The following is a 16318-nucleotide window of genomic DNA, read 5'->3' as shown; positions in this document are numbered from 1 at the left end:
CTTGTGATGGGTGGGTTCCCGCTTACCACATATTCGTGAATGAGGTGCAAATTTGCCTCAATATGTTGTTCTGCAGGGTCTGCAGGACAACATGCAGTGGGATTCTCCCGCAGATTTCTATTGCTTCCCATGAAATCCCATGACATACCGTTAATCACGACGAAGGGACGGGATAAGGGGCAGCAAACGACCCCGGCGAACATCCCAGAAATATAAAACGAGCAGGTTCATACAGGCACCCGCCCTTCGTTGACATGAAGAATCCAGCGCGTGAGCGAGCAGACATCCCCCCAGGTGGCGTGCGTAGCTGGACCAGCCCGTAACACGGGTCAAGGCGGCGGGTTGATCGGTGGCAGCAGATCAACCCGCCGTATTTCGTTCTAGGGGGCGAGAGTAGGGACAGTGGGCCGCAGGCTAAGGTTCAGAGGCGAGAGCCGCAACAAGGTGGACAGCAAGGGGCGGGTGTCGATCCCAGCCTCTTTTCGCCGTGTGCTCGAAGCTGGTGACCCTGACTGGTCTGCCGGGAACAACCCGAATTTCGTGATCGTCTACGGCGATCACCGCCGCCAATATCTCGAATGCTACACGATCGAGGAGATGGAGGCCGTCGAGGACCGCATCTCGGCGATGAAGCGCGGCTCGCAGAAGCGCCGCCTTCTGGAGCGTCTCTTCTCGACTCAATCCGTCACCACCAGCGTTGATGAAACCGGACGCATCGTGCTTCCGGCCAAGCTGCGTGATAAGATCGGTCTCGAGGACTGGGCGTATTTCGCCTCCAACGTCGACACCTTCCAGATCTGGAAGCCCGAGACCTTCGAAGAGATCGAGCTTGGCGGCACCGCAGAATTCCTCGACGAGATGCCGGCGGACTTCGATCCGCTCGAGCTGCTCGACGAAGACGACGAAACCGAGGAGGCCTGAGCCATGGCGGCGCCCAAAGACCCCAACGCCGCTCCGCATGTCCCCGTCCTGCTGCGGCCGCTGCTGGACGCCGTGGCCCCGGTGCGCGGCACCTGGATTGACGGAACCTTCGGGGCAGGGGGCTATTCGCGCGGATTGCTCGAGGCCGGCGCCGACAAGGTGATCGGCATCGACCGCGATCCGCTGGCGCACCAGATGGCGGAAAGCTGGATCGGCGAGTACGGCGGACGGCTCGAGCTGGTGCTCGACAATTTTGCCAATATGGACGCGCACGCGACGGACGTCGACGGCGTTGTGCTCGATCTTGGCGTGTCGTCGATGCAGCTCGACCGGGCCGAGCGGGGCTTTTCCTTCCAGAAGGACGGGCCGCTCGACATGCGCATGGAGCAGTCGGGCGAGACCGCGGCGGACCTGGTGAAACGGCTCGATGAGACCACGCTGGCGGATGTGCTTTACACCTTCGGCGAAGAGCGCGCCTCGCGCCGGATCGCCAAGGCCATCGTCAAGGCCCGCGCGCTGGAGCCGATCGAGACCACGGCGCGGCTCTCGTCCATCGTTGAGGCCTGCCTGCCGCGTCCCAAACCCGGCCAGTCCCACCCCGCGACGCGCTCGTTCCAGGCGCTGCGTATTGCGGTCAACGACGAGTATGGCGCGCTCTGGCGCGGCCTCATGGCCGCCGAGCGGGCGCTGAAGCCGGGCGGTCTGCTGGCCGTGGTGACCTTCCATTCGGTCGAGGACCGCATGGTCAAACGCTTCCTGCAGGCGCGCTCGGGCCGGCTGTCCTCGGTCAGCCGTTACGAGCCCGAGGTCGAAACCGAACAGCCGCGCTTCGAGCTGGTCACCCGCAAGGCTGTGGGGCCGGACGACGTGGAGCTGGCGCAGAACCCGCGGTCGCGCTCGGCGCGGCTGCGCGTCGGGCGCCGCACCACAGCCGAGGCTGGAGATATCGAGTCGGGGGTGCTTTCCATGCCCCAACTGAGAGGAAAGAGCTGATGCGAACGCTTCTCTATGTCACCACATTCATGGCGATGATCGGTCTGGCCTTCTGGGCCTACCACGAGAACTACAAGACCCAGGCCTCGCTGGACCACGTGCGCCAGCTGCAGCGCGACATCGGTGACGCCCGCGCGCGGCTGTCGATCCTGCGCGCCGAATGGGCTTATCTCAACCGCCCCGACCGGCTGCGCGATCTTGCCGAATTGAACTTCGAGCGGCTGGGCCTGCTGCCGATGCGCCCCGAGCAGTTCGGCCGCATCGACCAGGTGAACTACCCCGACAACCGCGCGCTGGTGTTCAACGACCTCGTGGATGTGACCAGCGCCGGAGCACGGACGGGGGCGCTGCAATGAACGGCCGCATCCCGCTTCGCCCGCTGGCCCGCGTTCTCGACGCCCGGCGCCGCGGCGAGAACCCGGATGCGATCGAACGCGAAAACCTGCGCATCCGCCACGAACAGATGCGCGACAAGGCCCGCACGCGCGCCGAGGGCCGACTGCTGGTGCTTGGCCTCGTTTTCTTCTGCGCCTTCGTGGTGATCGGCCTGCGCATGGGCATGCTGGCCCAGTCCCAGGCCGAGGAGCCGCAGGCCGCTGCGTCGGGTGCCTCGATCCTCGCGTCGCGCGCCGATATCGTGGACCGCCATGGCCGGATCCTGGCGACGAACATGGAGACGCATTCGCTCTACGCCCACCCGCACCAGATGATCGAGCCGGTGCGCGCGGCGGACGAGCTGATGAAGATCTTCCCCGACCTCGACCGCGAGCGGCTGCTGAAGGACTTCACCAACCCCAAGCGCAAGTTCATGTGGGTCAAGAAGAAGATCAGCCCCGAGCAGATGCAGGCGGTGCACGACATCGGCGAGCCGGGCTTGCTGTTCGGCCCGCGCGAGATGCGGCTCTATCCCAATGGCAAGCTGGCCTCGCACATCCTTGGCGGCGCCAGCTTCGGCCGCGAGGGCGTGGCCTCTGCCGAGGTGATCGGCACCGCAGGGATCGAGCGCTTCTTCGACGAGGAGCTGCGCGATCCGGCACGGGGCGGCGCGCCGCTCGAGCTGTCGATCGACCTTTCCGTGCAGGCCGCCACCGAGCGCGTGCTCTATTCGGGCATGAAGCTGATGAACGCCAAGGGCGCGGCTTCGGTGCTGATGGATGTACACACCGGCGAGATCCTCGCCATGGTCTCCTTGCCCGACTTCGACCCGAACGACCGGCCGCACCCGCCGGTCTCGGGTCGCCCCTCCGACAGCCCGCTCTTCAACCACGCGGTGCAGGGGGTCTACGAGCTGGGCTCGACCTTCAAGATCTTTGCCGCCGCGCAGGCGATGGAATTGGGGCTGGTCAACCCCGGCACGATCATCGACACATCGCCGCCCTTCAAGGTCGGGGGCTTCCGCATCGGCGAGTTCGAGGGACACAACTACGGCAAGCAGACCGTCGAGGGGATCATCACCCACAGCTCGAACCGCGGCACCGGCAAGATCGCGCTCGCCATCGGTGCCGAGCGCCAGCAGGAGTTCATGAAATCGCTCGGCTTCTTCGATCCCACCGGGGTCGAGATCTCCGAGGCGCAGTCCGGCAAGCCGCTGCTGCCGCAGCGCTGGACGGATCTGAGCACGGTGACGATTTCCTATGGCCACGGGCTCTCGGCCTCGCCGCTGCACCTTGCTGCAGGCTACGCGGCCATCGCCAACGGCGGCCACAAGGTGCAGCCCACGCTGCTCAAGCAGGACGGCCCGCATTACGGGCCTCGCGTCCTGTCGGAAAAGAACGCCGCCAACGCCCGCCACATGCTGCGCGCGGTGGTGACCGAGGGCACCGCCAGCTTCGGCGACGTGCCCGGCTATCACGTGGCCGGCAAGACCGGCACCGCCGACAAGCCCAAGGAGCGCGGCGGCGGCTACTACAAGGACAAGACGATCACCACCTTTGCCACCATGTTCCCGGCAGAGGCCCCGCGCTATGTGCTGATCGTCACGCTCGACGAGCCGGTCGAGACCTCTGGCAGCCGTCCGCGCCGCACCGCCGGCTGGACCTCGGTGCCGGTGGGGGCCGAGATGATCGGCAGAATCGCGCCGCTTCTGGGCTTGCGTCCGGACTACGATGTGCCAGAAGAGGAGGAGGTCACGCTGGTTCGCAACTGATCCGGCGCTGGCCTCCGGCCCGTTTTTCGGGGCCGTGTATATCCGGAATACAAAGATGAAAGGGCCGTCATGGGCGCCGTCATTGGAGAGGGCAAAAGCCTCAGCGAGCTGGGTTTGACCGCACGGGGCGGTCGCGAGGCGCGGGTGACGGGACTGTCGGTCGACAGTCGCGAGGTGACCTCGGGACACCTCTTTGCCGCGCTTCCGGGCACCAAGGTGCACGGCGCGGCCTTCATCCCCACGGCGCTTGAACAGGGCGCCTCTGCCATTCTCACCGATGCCGAAGGCGCCGCTCTGGCTGCCGAGGCGCTCGCGGGCTCCGAGGCCGCGCTGGTCATCGCTGCGGATGCGCGGCAGACGCTGGCCTATGCCGCCGCGCTCTGGTTCGGCGCGCAGCCCGAGGTCACCGTGGCGGTGACCGGCACCAACGGCAAGACCTCGGTCGCCACCTTCCTGCGCCACATCTGGCAGGACATGGGCTTTCGCGCCATCAACCTCGGCACAACCGGGGTCGAGGGCGACTGGCAGGCGCCGCTCAAGCACACCACGCCCGAGCCGATCACCCTGCATCGCGCGCTTGCCGGTGCCGCCGAGGCCGGAGTCGATCACTGCGCCATGGAGGCCTCAAGCCACGGGCTCGACCAGCGCCGCCTCGACGGCGTGCAGCTGAAGGCCGCGGGCTTCACCAACTTCACCCAGGATCACCTCGACTACCACGCGGATTTCGAGGAGTATTTCGCCGCCAAGGCCGGGCTTTTCGCGCGTGTGCTGCCCGACGAAGGCGTCGCGGTGATCAACATCGACGACCCGCGCGGCATCGACATGATGGCCATCGCCCGCGCCCGCGGCCAGAAGGTGATCTCGGTCGGCGAGGCGACGGGCTGCGACCTCCGCATCCTCGGTCAGCGCTTCCATGCCACGGGGCAGGACCTGCGGCTCGACTGGCGCGGCGCGGTGCAACAGCTTCGGCTCGGCCTCATCGGTGGCTTCCAGGGGCAGAACGCAGCGCTGGCAGCCGGTCTCGCGCTGGCCTGCGGCGCCGATCCCGAGCAGGTCTTCCCGGCGTTGGAACGGCTCGAGACGGTGCGCGGGCGCATGCAGCTTGCCGCGACCCGCGACAATGGCGCGGCGGTGTATGTCGACTTTGCCCATACGCCTGACGCGGTCGCGACCGCGCTGCAGGCGCTGCGCCCGCATGTCATGGGCCGGCTGATCGCCATCGTGGGCGCGGGCGGTGACCGCGACCCGGGCAAGCGCCCGCTGATGGGCGCGGCCGCCACCGAACACGCCGACATGGTGATCGTGTCGGACGACAACCCGCGCTCCGAGGAGCCCGGCTCGATCCGCGCGCAGGTGCTGGGCGGCGCGCCCGGCGCGCTCGAGGTCGGCGACCGTGCCGAGGCCATCCTGCGCGGCGTCGACATGCTGCAGCCCGGCGATGCGCTGATGATCCTCGGCAAGGGTCACGAGACCGGCCAGATCGTCGGCGACACCATTTACCCCTTTGACGATGTCGAGCAGGCGAGTGTCGCCGTGGCGGCGCTGGACGGGAGAGGCCTGTGACGCTCTGGACGGCAGAAGACGCAGCGCGCGCCACAGGCGGGCGGGCCATCGGGGATTGGACGGTCAGCGGTGTGTCGATCGACACGCGGACGATTCAGAAGGGTGACCTTTTCGTCGCGTTGAAGGCGGCACGGGACGGGCATGGGTTCGTCGCGCAGGCGCTGGAAAAGGGCGCCGCCGCTGCGCTCGTCAGCCATATTCCCGAAGGGGTTCCCGAGGGCGCGCCGCTCTTGCTGGTGGACGACGTGCTGACCGGGCTCGAGGCGCTGGGGCGCGCCGCGCGTGCCCGCACCCGGGCGCAGGTGGTGGCGGTGACCGGCTCGGTCGGCAAGACCTCGACCAAGGAGATGCTGCGCACCGTTCTGAGCGCGCAGGGCACCGTGCATGCCGCCGAGAAGAGCTACAACAACCATTGGGGCGTGCCGCTGACGCTGGCGCGCATGCCCGCAGACGTTGATTTCGCGGTCATCGAGATCGGCATGAACCACCCTGGCGAGATCGCGCCGCTGTCGTGCATGGCGCGGCCGCATGTGGCGATGATCACCATTGTCGCGCCGGCGCATCTGGCGGCCTTCGAGAGCCTCGAGGGCATCGCCCGCGAGAAGGCGGCGATCTTCGAGGGGCTGGAGCCGGGCGGCATCGCGGTGGTCAACGGCGATCTCGAGGTTTCGCCACTGCTGATCGAACTGGCCGAGGCGAGGGCCGAGCAGGTCATCACCTTTGGCGAGGCGGCGGGCAACCATCACAGGGTCGAGCAGGTTACCATCTGCGACGCGGCCACCGTGGCGCAGGGCCGCGCCTGGCGGACACATGTCCTCTACAAGGTCGCGGTGCCGGGCCGTCACTTTGCCGTCAACGCCATGGGCGTTCTGGCGGTGGTACACGCGCTGGGGCTGGACCGGGCCATGGCGATCACCGCGCTCGGTCAATGGGAGCCCGGGGCGGGACGGGGCCTGCGCGAGGTCATCACCCTCGACCCGGTCGAGACGCAGTTGACGCTCGAGCTCATCGACGACGCCTACAATGCCAACCCCGCTTCGCTTGGCGCATCGCTCGAGGTTCTTGCCGGGGCCAAACCCAAGGACGGCATCGGGCGTGTCGATCATGGTCGGCGCATCGCCTATCTCGGCGACATGAAGGAGCTTGGCGCACAGGAGCACGCGCTGCACGCGGCGCTGGCCGAGCACCCTGCGATGGCAAACATCGACATCGTGCATTGCGTGGGCCCGCTCATGCGCGACCTCTGGGAGGCGCTGCCCGAGCGCAAGCGCGGCCATTGGGCCGAGACCAGCGCCGCCATGGCCCAGCGGGTGCGCCACGACCTCGACGCCGGCGACGTGGTGCTGGTGAAGGGCTCGCTCTCGATGGCGCTGGCGCGCGTGGTTGACGCGATCCACAAAATGGGTCATGCGCCCGCCACGATCTGACAAGAAGGACCGGGGCTCATGCTCTACTGGCTGACTGGACTGAGTGACGGCGGCGATGTCTTCAATCTCTTCCGCTACATCACTTTCCGGGCGGGCGGAGCGTTTCTGACCGCGCTGATCTTCGGCTTTCTCTTCGGGCGTCCGCTGATCGACGTGCTGCGCAAGCGGCAGGGCAAGGGCCAGCCGATCCGCACCGACGGCCCCGAGGGGCATTTCGTCAAGGCTGGCACCCCGACCATGGGCGGCCTGCTCATCGTCGGCGCGCTGCTGACCTCGACGCTGCTCTGGGCGCGGCTCGACAACGGCTTTGTCTGGATGGTGCTCTTCGTCACCATGGGCTACGCGGCGATCGGCTTCGCCGACGACTATGCCAAGGTGAAGAAGCAGAATACAGACGGCGTCTCGGGCAAGGTGCGCCTTGCCATCGGCTTTGGCATCGCGGCGATTGCGGCGACCTGGGCAGCCTGGCTGCACCCTGCGGATCTGACCGGCCAGCTGGCGTTTCCGGTGTTCAAGAACGCGCTGCTGGATCTGGGCTGGGTCTTCGTGCCCTTCGCGATGATCGTCATCGTCGGTGCTGCCAACGCGGTGAACCTGACCGACGGGCTTGACGGGCTCGCGATCATGCCGGTGATGATCGCGGGCGGCACGCTCGGCATCATCGCCTATGCCGTGGGGCGCACGGACTTCACCGAGTATCTTGACGTGCACTATGTGCCCGGCACCGGCGAGATCCTGATCTTTACCGCCGCGCTGATCGGCGGCGGGCTCGGTTTCCTATGGTACAACGCGCCGCCCGCGGCGGTCTTCATGGGCGACACCGGCTCGCTGGCATTGGGCGGCGCGCTCGGCGCCATCGCGGTGGCCACCAAGCACGAGATCGTGCTGGCCATTGTCGGTGGGCTCTTCGTGGTCGAGGCGCTCTCGGTGATCATCCAGGTGCTCTACTTCAAGCGCACCGGCAAGCGGGTGTTCCTGATGGCGCCGATCCACCACCACTACGAGAAGAAGGGCTGGGCCGAGCCGCAGATCGTCATCCGCTTCTGGATCATCTCGCTGATCCTGGCGCTGATCGGCCTCGCCACGCTGAAGCTGCGCTGAGGCGGGGGCGCACCCTCCTTCGAAGGAGGGTGCAAATCTCGTTTGAGATTTGCCGCGCTCTGGTGCGCGCCGCGCCGATGCGCTAGCCGTGAAGCAAGGGCAATCGCAGGCATGAGGGCAGTGGCATGATTCCGGTATCCGGCTTTGAGGAGCGCACCGTCGCGGTGCTTGGGCTCGGGCGCTCGGGGCTTTCGGCGGCGCGGGCGCTGCGTGAGGGCGGCGCCTCGGTTCTGGTCTGGGACGACAATGCCTCTGCGCGCGAAACGGCCGAGACCGAGGGCTTCGAAAGCCGCGAGCTGGGCCGGGAGGGCGGCTTCGACGGCGTCGACTGGCTGGTGGTCTCGCCGGGCATCCCGCATCTCTACCCCGAGCCGAACCCGGTGATCGCCGCCGCCTGGGCGGCGGGTGTGCCGGTTGACAACGACATCGGCCTGTTCTTCCGCGCGCTCTCTGCCGCCGGGTCCGACTGGGACATGTACGACATGCCGCCGCGCGTCGTGGCGGTGACCGGCTCAAACGGCAAGTCGACCACCTCGGCGCTGATCCATCATATCCTCCAGAGCTCGGGGCGTGAGAGCCAGCTTGCCGGCAACATCGGTCGGGGCGTGCTCGACATCGACCCGCCGGGGGACGGCGGGCTCGTCGTGCTGGAGCTGTCGAGCTACCAGACAGATCTCGCCCGCGCGCTGACCCCGGACGTGGCGGTCTTCACCAACCTCTCGCCCGACCATCTCGACCGGCACGCAGGCATGGGCGGCTATTTCGCCGCCAAGCGCCGGCTCTTCGCCGAGGGCGGCCCGGACCGCTGCGTCATCGGCGTGGACGAGAAGGAGGGGCTCTACCTCGCCAACCAGCTTGCCGAGGCGGCGACCGACGACCGGGTGATCCGCGTGTCGTCCGGCACCAAGCTCGGCGGGCCGGGCTGGCTGGTCTATGCGCGCAAGGGGTTCCTCACCGAATGGCGCAAGGGGCGGCAGGTGGCGTCCATCGACCTGCGCCCCGTCAAGGGGCTGCCGGGGGCGCACAACCACCAGAACGCCTGCGCCGCCTATGCGGCCTGCCGGGCGCTCGGTGTGGCGCCGCGGCAGATCGAGGCGGCCTTCCACAGCTTCGAGGGGCTGCCGCACCGCAGCCAGATCGTCGCCGAGGCGGACGGGGTGAGCTACGTCAATGACAGCAAGGCCACCAACGTCGACGCGGCGGTGAAGGCGCTTCAGGCGTTCAGCAACATCCGCTGGATCTGCGGCGGGTTGATGAAGGAGGGCGGGCTTTCGGGCCTTGCGCCGGGTCTGGGCAACGTGACCAAGGCCTATGTCATCGGCCGCGAGGCCGCGACTTTCGCGCTCGGCCTGCCTGGGGTCGAGGCCGAGATCTGCACCGACATGGCGACCGCTGTAGCCAAAGCCCGCGCCGAGGCGCAGCCGGGCGACGTGGTGCTTCTGGCGCCTGCTGCGGCGAGTTTTGACCAATACGACAGCTTCGAAAAGCGCGGCGAGGATTTCGCGGCAAAAGTGCGCGCCGCGCTCTGAGCCCCGCCGGGGCAAGGGGCGTCAGGCCGCGCGCAGCTCCGCCAGCAGCCCGCCGTTATAGGCCTGCGGGTGCACCACGCCAAGTTGCGCGGGGATCTTCTTGAGGTTGAGGATTCGCGCGATGGCAAAACGGTGCGCGCCGCCACCGGCGCGCAGCAAGGTGCCGTCGCGCCCCACATGCAGCAGGATGCCGCCGTGCTCGCGGCGGAAATACTCAGGCAGCTCGGCGCGCGACAGCAGGCGGCCAAGGCGGCGCGTCTGCTCGAAGACCGCGTCGAGGCGCTGGTAGCGCGTCACCAGCTCCTCTTCCGTGGCACAATCGTCGGGCGTTTTGCCCGCGGCGATCTCGGTCAGCAGCTTCTGGAAGAGCGGGGTGTCGCGCCAGGGGGTGCCGCCTTCGAAGTGCAGGCGGCAGCTCTGCAGCTTGCGGCTCTCTTCGACCGACTGCCGCGGCAAGTCCCAGTCACCGCCGAGGATCATCCCGCTCTGCTGGCGGCGCAGTCGCGGCTTGCCGGCATAGGTGAAGTTCACGTCGCAGGCGTCGACCCGGATCAACTCGTCCGACAGTGGTGCCCCTGCGCCGTAGCGCAGGCGGTTCCAGACATCCCGCGCGACCTTGCGCGGCACCTGCGCGTGCAGGTCCCGGAGCCAGTTGCTGGGATAAAGAGTCGGGTGGTCGGTGAAGGCCATGACGCTGCCTGTTGTGACAATCGCATGACAAAATGTAACGAGCGGGTGACAAATTCAAGAGCCCAGCCTCAGCCCGCAGCAAGGCTCCGCCCGGCTGCCGCACCCGAGGCCCAGGCCCATTGGAAGTTGTAGCCACCGAGCCAGCCGGTCACGTCCACCGCCTCGCCGATGAAATGCAGTCCGGGCACGGTTTTCGACGCCATGGTCTTGCTGTTCAGCCCGTCCGTGTCGACCCCGCCAAGCGTGACCTCGGCGGTGCGCCAGCCCTCGGAGCCCGAGGGGCGCAGGGTCCAGTTGCGCAGCGAGTCAGACAGCGTCTCGGAGCGCTTGTCCGAGAGATCCGCGAGGTTGCCCGAGAGGTCGAGCTGATCGGTGAGGTGTGCGACCAGCCGCTCGGGCAGGATCTGCCGCAGTTCGGTGGTCAGCGACCGCTTTCCGGCGCCCTTGCGCGCCGCGCGCAGGTGGGCGGCGGGATCGAGGGCCGGCGAGAGGTTGACGGTGATCTCCTCGCCCTCGTGCCAGTAGCTCGAGGCCTGCAGGATCGACGGCCCCGAAAGGCCGCGGTGGGTAAACAGCAGCGCCTCGTCGAAGCTGGTGCCATTCGCCGTGACCCGAGCGGGCAACGACACCCCGGCGAGACCCGCAAAGCGCCCCTCGGGGAAGGTCAGCGGCACGAGGCCCGGGCGGGGCGCCACCAGCGCGTGGCCGAACTGGCCGGCGATCTCATAGGCAAGGCCGGTGGCCCCCATCTTGGGAATCGAGCGCCCGCCGGTGGCAACCACGAGGTTCGTGGCCCGGATCACGGTCTCGCGGCCGTCGCGCTCGACGCGGGCGGTGTAGACGCCCTCGGCATGGGTCAGCTCGCGCAGCGAAGTCTGCAGCCAGAGCTCGGCGCCGACTGCCTCCATCTCGCGCAGCAGCATGGCGACGATCTGCGTTGCCTTGCCGTCGCAGAAGAGCTGGCCGAGGGTCTTTTCATGCCAGGCGATGCCGTGGCGCGAAACCAGTTCGATGAAGTCCCACTGGGTATAGCGCGCCAGCGCCGATTTGCAGAAATGCGGGTTTTGAGACAGGAAGCGCGCGGGCTCGGTGCCGAGGTTGGTGAAATTGCATCGCCCGCCGCCCGAGATGCGGATCTTCTCGCCCGGCGCGCGGGCATGGTCGATGACCAGAGTGTCCGGCCCCGCGTGGGCCGCGCACATGAGACCGGCCGCGCCGGCGCCGAGGATGAGCGTCTTGATCTGCATGGTGCCCTGAAACACCGGATCGCCGCGCGCTGCAAGGGTGGGCGGCTGCAGCACGTCGCACGGGTTGGCGGAGCCCCGCGCTCTTCCCAAAGGGCAGCGCAGGTGCTAGCCTCGCCGCAAGATCCGGGAAAACCCGGGCGATCAGGCAAATTGAGCGGTATTCCCATGACGGAAATGGTCTACGGCGCGGTCTCCGTGCGCGATGGCGAACCTGTCCTGCCCAAGTGGTGGCGGACGGTGGACAGATGGTCTCTGTCCTGCGTGCTGATGCTCTTCGGGGTGGGCATCCTGCTGGGGCTTGCGGCCTCGCCGCCTCTGGCCGAGCGCAACGGCTTCGCCCCCTTCCATTACGTGCAGCGGCAGGCTTTCTTCGGCGGGCTGGCGCTGGCGGCGATGTTCTTCACCTCGCTGATGACCCCTGTAATGGTCCGCCGTGCGGCGGTGATCGGCTTTGCCTGCGCCTTTGCCTCGCTGCTGGCGCTGCCGGTGCTCGGCACCGACTTCGGCAAGGGGGCGGTGCGCTGGTACTCGCTGGGCTTTGCCTCGGTGCAACCCTCGGAGTTCCTCAAGCCGGTCTTCGCCGTTGTCGCCGCCTGGCTGATGGCCGCGAGTCAGGAGATCGGCGGCCCGCCGGGCAAGAGCTGGTCCTTCGCGCTCACCTGCGCCATCGTCCTCACGCTCGCGCTGCAGCCCGATTTCGGGCAGGCCTGCCTCGTGCTTTTCGGCTGGGGCGTGATGTGGTTCGTCGGCGGCGCGCCTATGTTCCTGCTGCTTGGCCTCGCCGGGCTCGTGGTGCTGAGCGGCACCTTCGCCTACAACAACTCCGAGCACTTCGCGCGCCGCATCGACGGCTTCCTGACGCCCGACGTCGACCCAACCACGCAGCTCGGCTACGCCACCAACGCCATCCGCGAGGGCGGATTCTTCGGCGTCGGCGTGGGCGAGGGGCAGGTGAAATGGTCGCTGCCGGACGCGCATACGGACTTCATCATCGCCGTCGCCGCCGAGGAGTACGGGCTGGTGCTGGTCATGGTCATCATCGCGCTCTACGCCACGGTGGTGGTGCGCTCGATGCTGCGACTGATGCGCGAGCGTGATCCCTTCATTCGGCTTGCCGGCACCGGCCTTGCCGCCATGTTCGGCGTGCAGGCGATGATCAACATGGGCGTCGCCGTGCGCCTGCTTCCGGCCAAGGGCATGACGCTGCCCTTCGTCAGCTATGGCGGCTCGTCCCTTATTGCGGGCGGCATCGCCGTCGGCATGCTGCTGGCGTTCACCCGCACCCGGCCGCAGGGCGAGATCGGCGAGATCCTGCGCGCAAGAATGCGCTGATCCCGGAGCGGGGCCGGGGCGCTTTCGCACCCGGTCCCGCTGCGATAGACGGGCGCGAAACCATGTCACCGCGCCCGAGGCACGAGACGAGTGCCCTCGCGGTGACGAGCTGAACCAGCGGGGCAAAAGATCCCGCGCAGGAACGAGGTCGAGCACATGGCGCAACACGGCGGGCCGGACCAAGGCAGGCAGCCGCTTCTGGTCATCGCGGCCGGCGGCACCGGCGGGCACATGTTCCCGGCACAGGCACTGGCCGAGATCATGCTGCGGCGCGGCTGGCGGGTGAAGCTCTCTACCGATGCACGCGGCGCGCGCTACACCGGGGGATTTCCGCATTCCACCGAGATCGAAGAGGTCTCCTCGGCCACCTTCGCCCGCGGCGGCCTCATCGCCAAGGCCATGGTGCCGCTGCGCATTGCCAAGGGTGTGCTGTCCATGGCGCGGCGCTTCCGCCGCGACCGGCCGAACGTGGTCGTGGGCTTCGGTGGCTACCCGTCGATCCCGGCGCTCGGCGCGGCGCGGCTGCTGAAGCTTCCCGCGATGATCCACGAGCAGAACGGCGTGCTGGGCAAGGTGAACGAGAAGTTCGCCCACAAGGTGGACGCCGTGGCCTGCGGCACATGGCCGACGCGGCTGCCCGAGGGTGTCGAGGGCATTCCTGTCGGCAACCCGGTGCGCAGCGCCGTGCGCGAGCGGGCAGGGGCGGGCTACATCCCGCCGGGCGATTACCCGATGTCGCTGCTGGTGATCGGCGGCTCGCAGGGCGCTCGCATCCTGTCCGACGTGGTGCCCCCGGCGATCGAGCGCCTGCCGATGGAGCTGCTGCGGCATCTGCGCATCAGCCATCAGGCGCGCGACGAGGACGGCGAGCGGGTGGCGAAGTTCTACTACGAACACGGCATCGACGCCGAGGTGCAGCCCTTCTTCAACGACGTGCCCGCACGCATGTCCGAGGCGCAGCTGGTGATCTCGCGCTCGGGAGCGTCCTCGGTGGCCGATATCTCGGTGATCGGGCGTCCGTCGATCCTCATCCCCTATGCGGCGGCGCTGGCGGATCACCAGACGGTCAACGCGCAAGGGCTTGTCGATGCTGGCGCGGCGATCCGTATCCCCGAGAGCAAGCTCTCGGTCGAGGCGATGACCGAGGCGATGATGGCCGTGCTCTGCAACCCCGAGGGCGCGGCGCAGATGTCGCGCGCCGCGCTGTCGGTCTCGCATCCTGACGCTGCGCTGGGTCTGGCGCAGATGGTCGAGGAACTGGCAGGATTCGGATCCGACGATACATACGACGCGGAGCCGGAAGCCTATGTGCCCGGCGAAGAAGAACAGGCGTATGAGCAGGAGACGGGGCAGAGATGAAACATGAGAACTTCACCGAGGAAGGCGCGCGCATGAGCCCGGCAACCAAGCTTCCGGGCGATGTCGGCCCGATCCATTTCGTCGGCATCGGCGGCATCGGCATGTCGGGCATCGCCGAGGTGCTGCTCAACCACGGCTATGCGGTGCAGGGCTCGGACCTCAAGTGCTCCAAGATCACCGAACGGCTGGTCTCGCTGGGTGCGGTGGTCTTCGAGGGTCAGCGCGCCGAGAACCTCGAGAACGCGCAGGTGGTGGTGATCTCCTCGGCGATCAAGCCGGGCAACCCCGAGCTCGACGAGGCACGGCGGCGCGGCCTGCCGGTGGTGCGCCGGGCCGAGATGCTCGCCGAACTGATGCGGCTGAAGTCGAACATCGCGGTGGCGGGCACCCACGGCAAGACCACGACGACCACCATGGTCGCGACATTGCTCGACGCAGGGGACCTCGATCCCACGGTGATCAACGGCGGCATCATCCACGCCTACGGCTCGAACGCTCGCGTCGGCCTCGGCGAGTGGATGGTGGTCGAGGCCGACGAGAGCGACGGCACCTTCAACCGTTTGCCCGCGACCATCGCCATCGTCACCAATATCGACCCCGAGCACATGGAGCACTGGGGCTCGATCGAGAAGCTGCGCGACGGCTTTTACCAGTTCGTTTCGAACATTCCCTTCTACGGCGTTGCCGTCTGCTGCACCGACCACCCCGAGGTGCAGGCTCTGGTCGGACGGGTGACCGACCGCCGGGTGATCACCTACGGGTTCAACGCCCAGGCCGACGTGCGTGCGGTAAACCTGCGCTATGAAAAGGGCGTGGCCCATTTCGACGTCGCCTTCCAGGCCGAAGACATGGTGATCGAGGGGTGCACCCTGCCGATGCCCGGCGATCACAACGTCTCGAACGCGCTCTCGGCCATTGCCATTGCGCATCACCTCGGCATGACCGCAGACGAGATCCGCGCGGCTCTGGCGGGCTTCGGCGGGGTCAACCGCCGCTTCACCCGCGTCGGCGAGGTCAACGGCGTCACCATCATCGACGATTACGGCCACCACCCGGTGGAGATCGCTGCCGTGCTGAAGGCGGCGCGGCAGGCATCGGAAGGCCGGGTCATCGCCGTGCATCAGCCCCACCGCTACTCGCGGCTGCACACGCTCTTCGACGATTTCTGCACCTGCTTCAACGAGGCTGACGTGGTCGCCATCGCCGAGGTCTACGGCGCGGGCGAGGACCCGATCGAGGGCGCGACCCGCGACGATCTCGTCGCCGGGCTGATCCGCCACGGCCATCGCCATGCCCGCGCGATCCTGTCCGAGGACGACCTCGAGCGGCTGGTGCGCGAGCAGGCGCGTCCGGGCGACATGGTGGTCTGCCTTGGCGCGGGCACGATCTCGGCTTGGGCCAACAACCTGCCTGCGCGGCTGGAAAGCTGAGAAGGGGGCGCTCGTGAGCGTGCTCTGGGCCATCGCGGGGGTGATCGTCCTTCTTTCGGCGGTGGCGGTGCTGGGGATTCTGCGCCGCCTCGTCTTCTTCTTCGCGCTGGCCTTCTTCGCGGGGCTGGCGCTGCAGATCCACCACGATCCCTCGGGCAGCGCCGCCTTGCTAGCGAGCACCGGGGGAGGGCTGCTGGTGGCCTGGCCGGTGCGGCGCTTCCTGACCGGGATGCTGTCCTGACCGGCTTGTGAGCTGGCGGGGCATGCGCCAGTCTGGTTCCGACCGCCGGAGATGCAGCATGACCCCATCGCTCTTTCTTGCCTGCCTGTGGCTGGTGCTGGCCAATGTGCTCGGCATGCTGCCCTCGCGCGACAATCACTGGACGCGTGCCTATGTGCTGATCGCGCTCGGGGTGCCGCTGATCGGTTGGGTCTGGTGGCAGAGCGGGCCCTGGGTCGGGATGGTTGTTCTGCTGGCCGGGATGAGCGTGCTGCGCTGGCCGATGCTCTATCTGATCCGCTGGGTGCGCGCCCGGCTGGGCTGAGCTGCTCGCAGGGCCTTTACCCGCGCTGCGGAACG

15 protein-coding genes are annotated in these 16318 nt (G+C 67.8%); 13 read left to right on the top strand and 2 right to left on the bottom strand.

What is annotated here, in order from left to right; all coding sequences use genetic code 11:
• Window positions 1-402: 402 nt before the first annotated feature.
• The 8 genes from mraZ (at window position 403) to murD (ending at window position 9680) form a co-directional block, all read left to right on the top strand.
• Window positions 403-921, top strand: a complete 519-nt coding sequence (gene mraZ / locus G0Q01_RS20035) for a division/cell wall cluster transcriptional repressor MraZ (protein ID WP_095880995.1) — start codon at window positions 403-405, stop codon at window positions 919-921.
• A 3-nt stretch (window positions 922-924) separates the two neighbouring features.
• Window positions 925-1914, top strand: coding sequence for a 16S rRNA (cytosine(1402)-N(4))-methyltransferase RsmH (rsmH, locus tag G0Q01_RS20030; RefSeq protein ID WP_108964964.1), 990 nt, complete (start codon window positions 925-927; stop codon window positions 1912-1914).
• Window positions 1914-2270 (top strand): cell division protein FtsL, encoded by a 357-nt coding sequence (locus G0Q01_RS20025; RefSeq protein ID WP_164192102.1) that lies wholly within the window; start codon window positions 1914-1916, stop codon window positions 2268-2270. The genes rsmH and G0Q01_RS20025 overlap by 1 nt, the downstream gene beginning before the upstream one ends.
• Window positions 2267-4060, top strand: a complete 1794-nt coding sequence (locus G0Q01_RS20020; protein ID WP_164192099.1) for a penicillin-binding protein 2 — start codon at window positions 2267-2269, stop codon at window positions 4058-4060. Before G0Q01_RS20025 ends, G0Q01_RS20020 begins: the two co-directional genes overlap by 4 nt.
• 69 nt (window positions 4061-4129) lie before the next feature.
• The gene (locus G0Q01_RS20015; RefSeq protein WP_164192097.1) at window positions 4130-5623 is read left to right on the top strand and encodes a UDP-N-acetylmuramoyl-L-alanyl-D-glutamate--2,6-diaminopimelate ligase; all 1494 of its coding nucleotides are present in this window, start codon (window positions 4130-4132) and stop codon (window positions 5621-5623) included.
• A complete protein-coding gene (gene murF / locus G0Q01_RS20010) occupies window positions 5620-7050 on the top strand; it encodes a UDP-N-acetylmuramoyl-tripeptide--D-alanyl-D-alanine ligase (protein WP_164213757.1) in 1431 nt (476 codons plus the stop codon). Before G0Q01_RS20015 ends, murF begins: the two co-directional genes overlap by 4 nt.
• Before the next feature lie 18 nt (window positions 7051-7068).
• The gene (gene mraY, locus G0Q01_RS20005; RefSeq protein WP_108964969.1) at window positions 7069-8151 is read left to right on the top strand and encodes a phospho-N-acetylmuramoyl-pentapeptide-transferase; all 1083 of its coding nucleotides are present in this window, start codon (window positions 7069-7071) and stop codon (window positions 8149-8151) included.
• A gap of 125 nt (window positions 8152-8276) precedes the next feature.
• Window positions 8277-9680 (top strand): UDP-N-acetylmuramoyl-L-alanine--D-glutamate ligase, encoded by a 1404-nt coding sequence (murD, locus tag G0Q01_RS20000; protein ID WP_164192091.1) that lies wholly within the window; start codon window positions 8277-8279, stop codon window positions 9678-9680.
• Between the two features lie 21 nt (window positions 9681-9701).
• Here the strand turns inward: murD and G0Q01_RS19995 are convergent, their stop codons facing one another.
• Window positions 9702-10370: a hypothetical protein gene (locus G0Q01_RS19995; protein ID WP_164192088.1), complete on the bottom strand. Its 669-nt coding sequence runs from the start codon at window positions 10368-10370 to the stop codon at window positions 9702-9704.
• 68 nt (window positions 10371-10438) lie between these two features.
• Window positions 10439-11617 (bottom strand): NAD(P)/FAD-dependent oxidoreductase, encoded by a 1179-nt coding sequence (locus tag G0Q01_RS19990; RefSeq protein ID WP_164192364.1) that lies wholly within the window; start codon window positions 11615-11617, stop codon window positions 10439-10441.
• A 165-nt stretch (window positions 11618-11782) separates the two neighbouring features.
• Here G0Q01_RS19990 and G0Q01_RS19985 point away from each other — a divergent pair, with 165 nt between their 5' ends.
• From G0Q01_RS19985 to G0Q01_RS19965, 5 genes are all read left to right on the top strand, one after another.
• Window positions 11783-12949 carry a putative peptidoglycan glycosyltransferase FtsW gene (locus tag G0Q01_RS19985; RefSeq protein WP_108964972.1) on the top strand — a complete coding sequence of 389 codons (1167 nt, stop codon included), beginning with the start codon at window positions 11783-11785 and terminating at the stop codon, window positions 12947-12949.
• Between the two features lie 156 nt (window positions 12950-13105).
• On the top strand, window positions 13106-14308 hold the full coding sequence (locus tag G0Q01_RS19980; RefSeq protein ID WP_164192085.1) for a UDP-N-acetylglucosamine--N-acetylmuramyl-(pentapeptide) pyrophosphoryl-undecaprenol N-acetylglucosamine transferase: 1203 nt from the start codon (window positions 13106-13108) through the stop codon (window positions 14306-14308).
• A 32-nt stretch (window positions 14309-14340) separates the two neighbouring features.
• Complete coding sequence (gene murC, locus G0Q01_RS19975) at window positions 14341-15738, top strand: UDP-N-acetylmuramate--L-alanine ligase (protein WP_164192360.1); 1398 nt, start codon at window positions 14341-14343, stop codon at window positions 15736-15738.
• 13 nt (window positions 15739-15751) lie between these two features.
• Window positions 15752-15979, top strand: coding sequence for a hypothetical protein (locus G0Q01_RS19970; RefSeq protein ID WP_164192082.1), 228 nt, complete (start codon window positions 15752-15754; stop codon window positions 15977-15979).
• Between the two features lie 58 nt (window positions 15980-16037).
• The gene (locus G0Q01_RS19965) at window positions 16038-16283 is read left to right on the top strand and encodes a DUF2484 family protein (protein ID WP_164192079.1); all 246 of its coding nucleotides are present in this window, start codon (window positions 16038-16040) and stop codon (window positions 16281-16283) included.
• Window positions 16284-16318: the final 35 nt, after the last annotated feature.

The organism is Salipiger sp. PrR007, from assembly GCF_010499845.1.
Lineage (GTDB): Bacteria > Pseudomonadota > Alphaproteobacteria > Rhodobacterales > Rhodobacteraceae > Salipiger > Salipiger pacificus_A.
The sequence above is the reverse complement of the archived record's forward strand: the minus strand, read 5'-3'. Positions and strand labels throughout refer to the sequence as shown.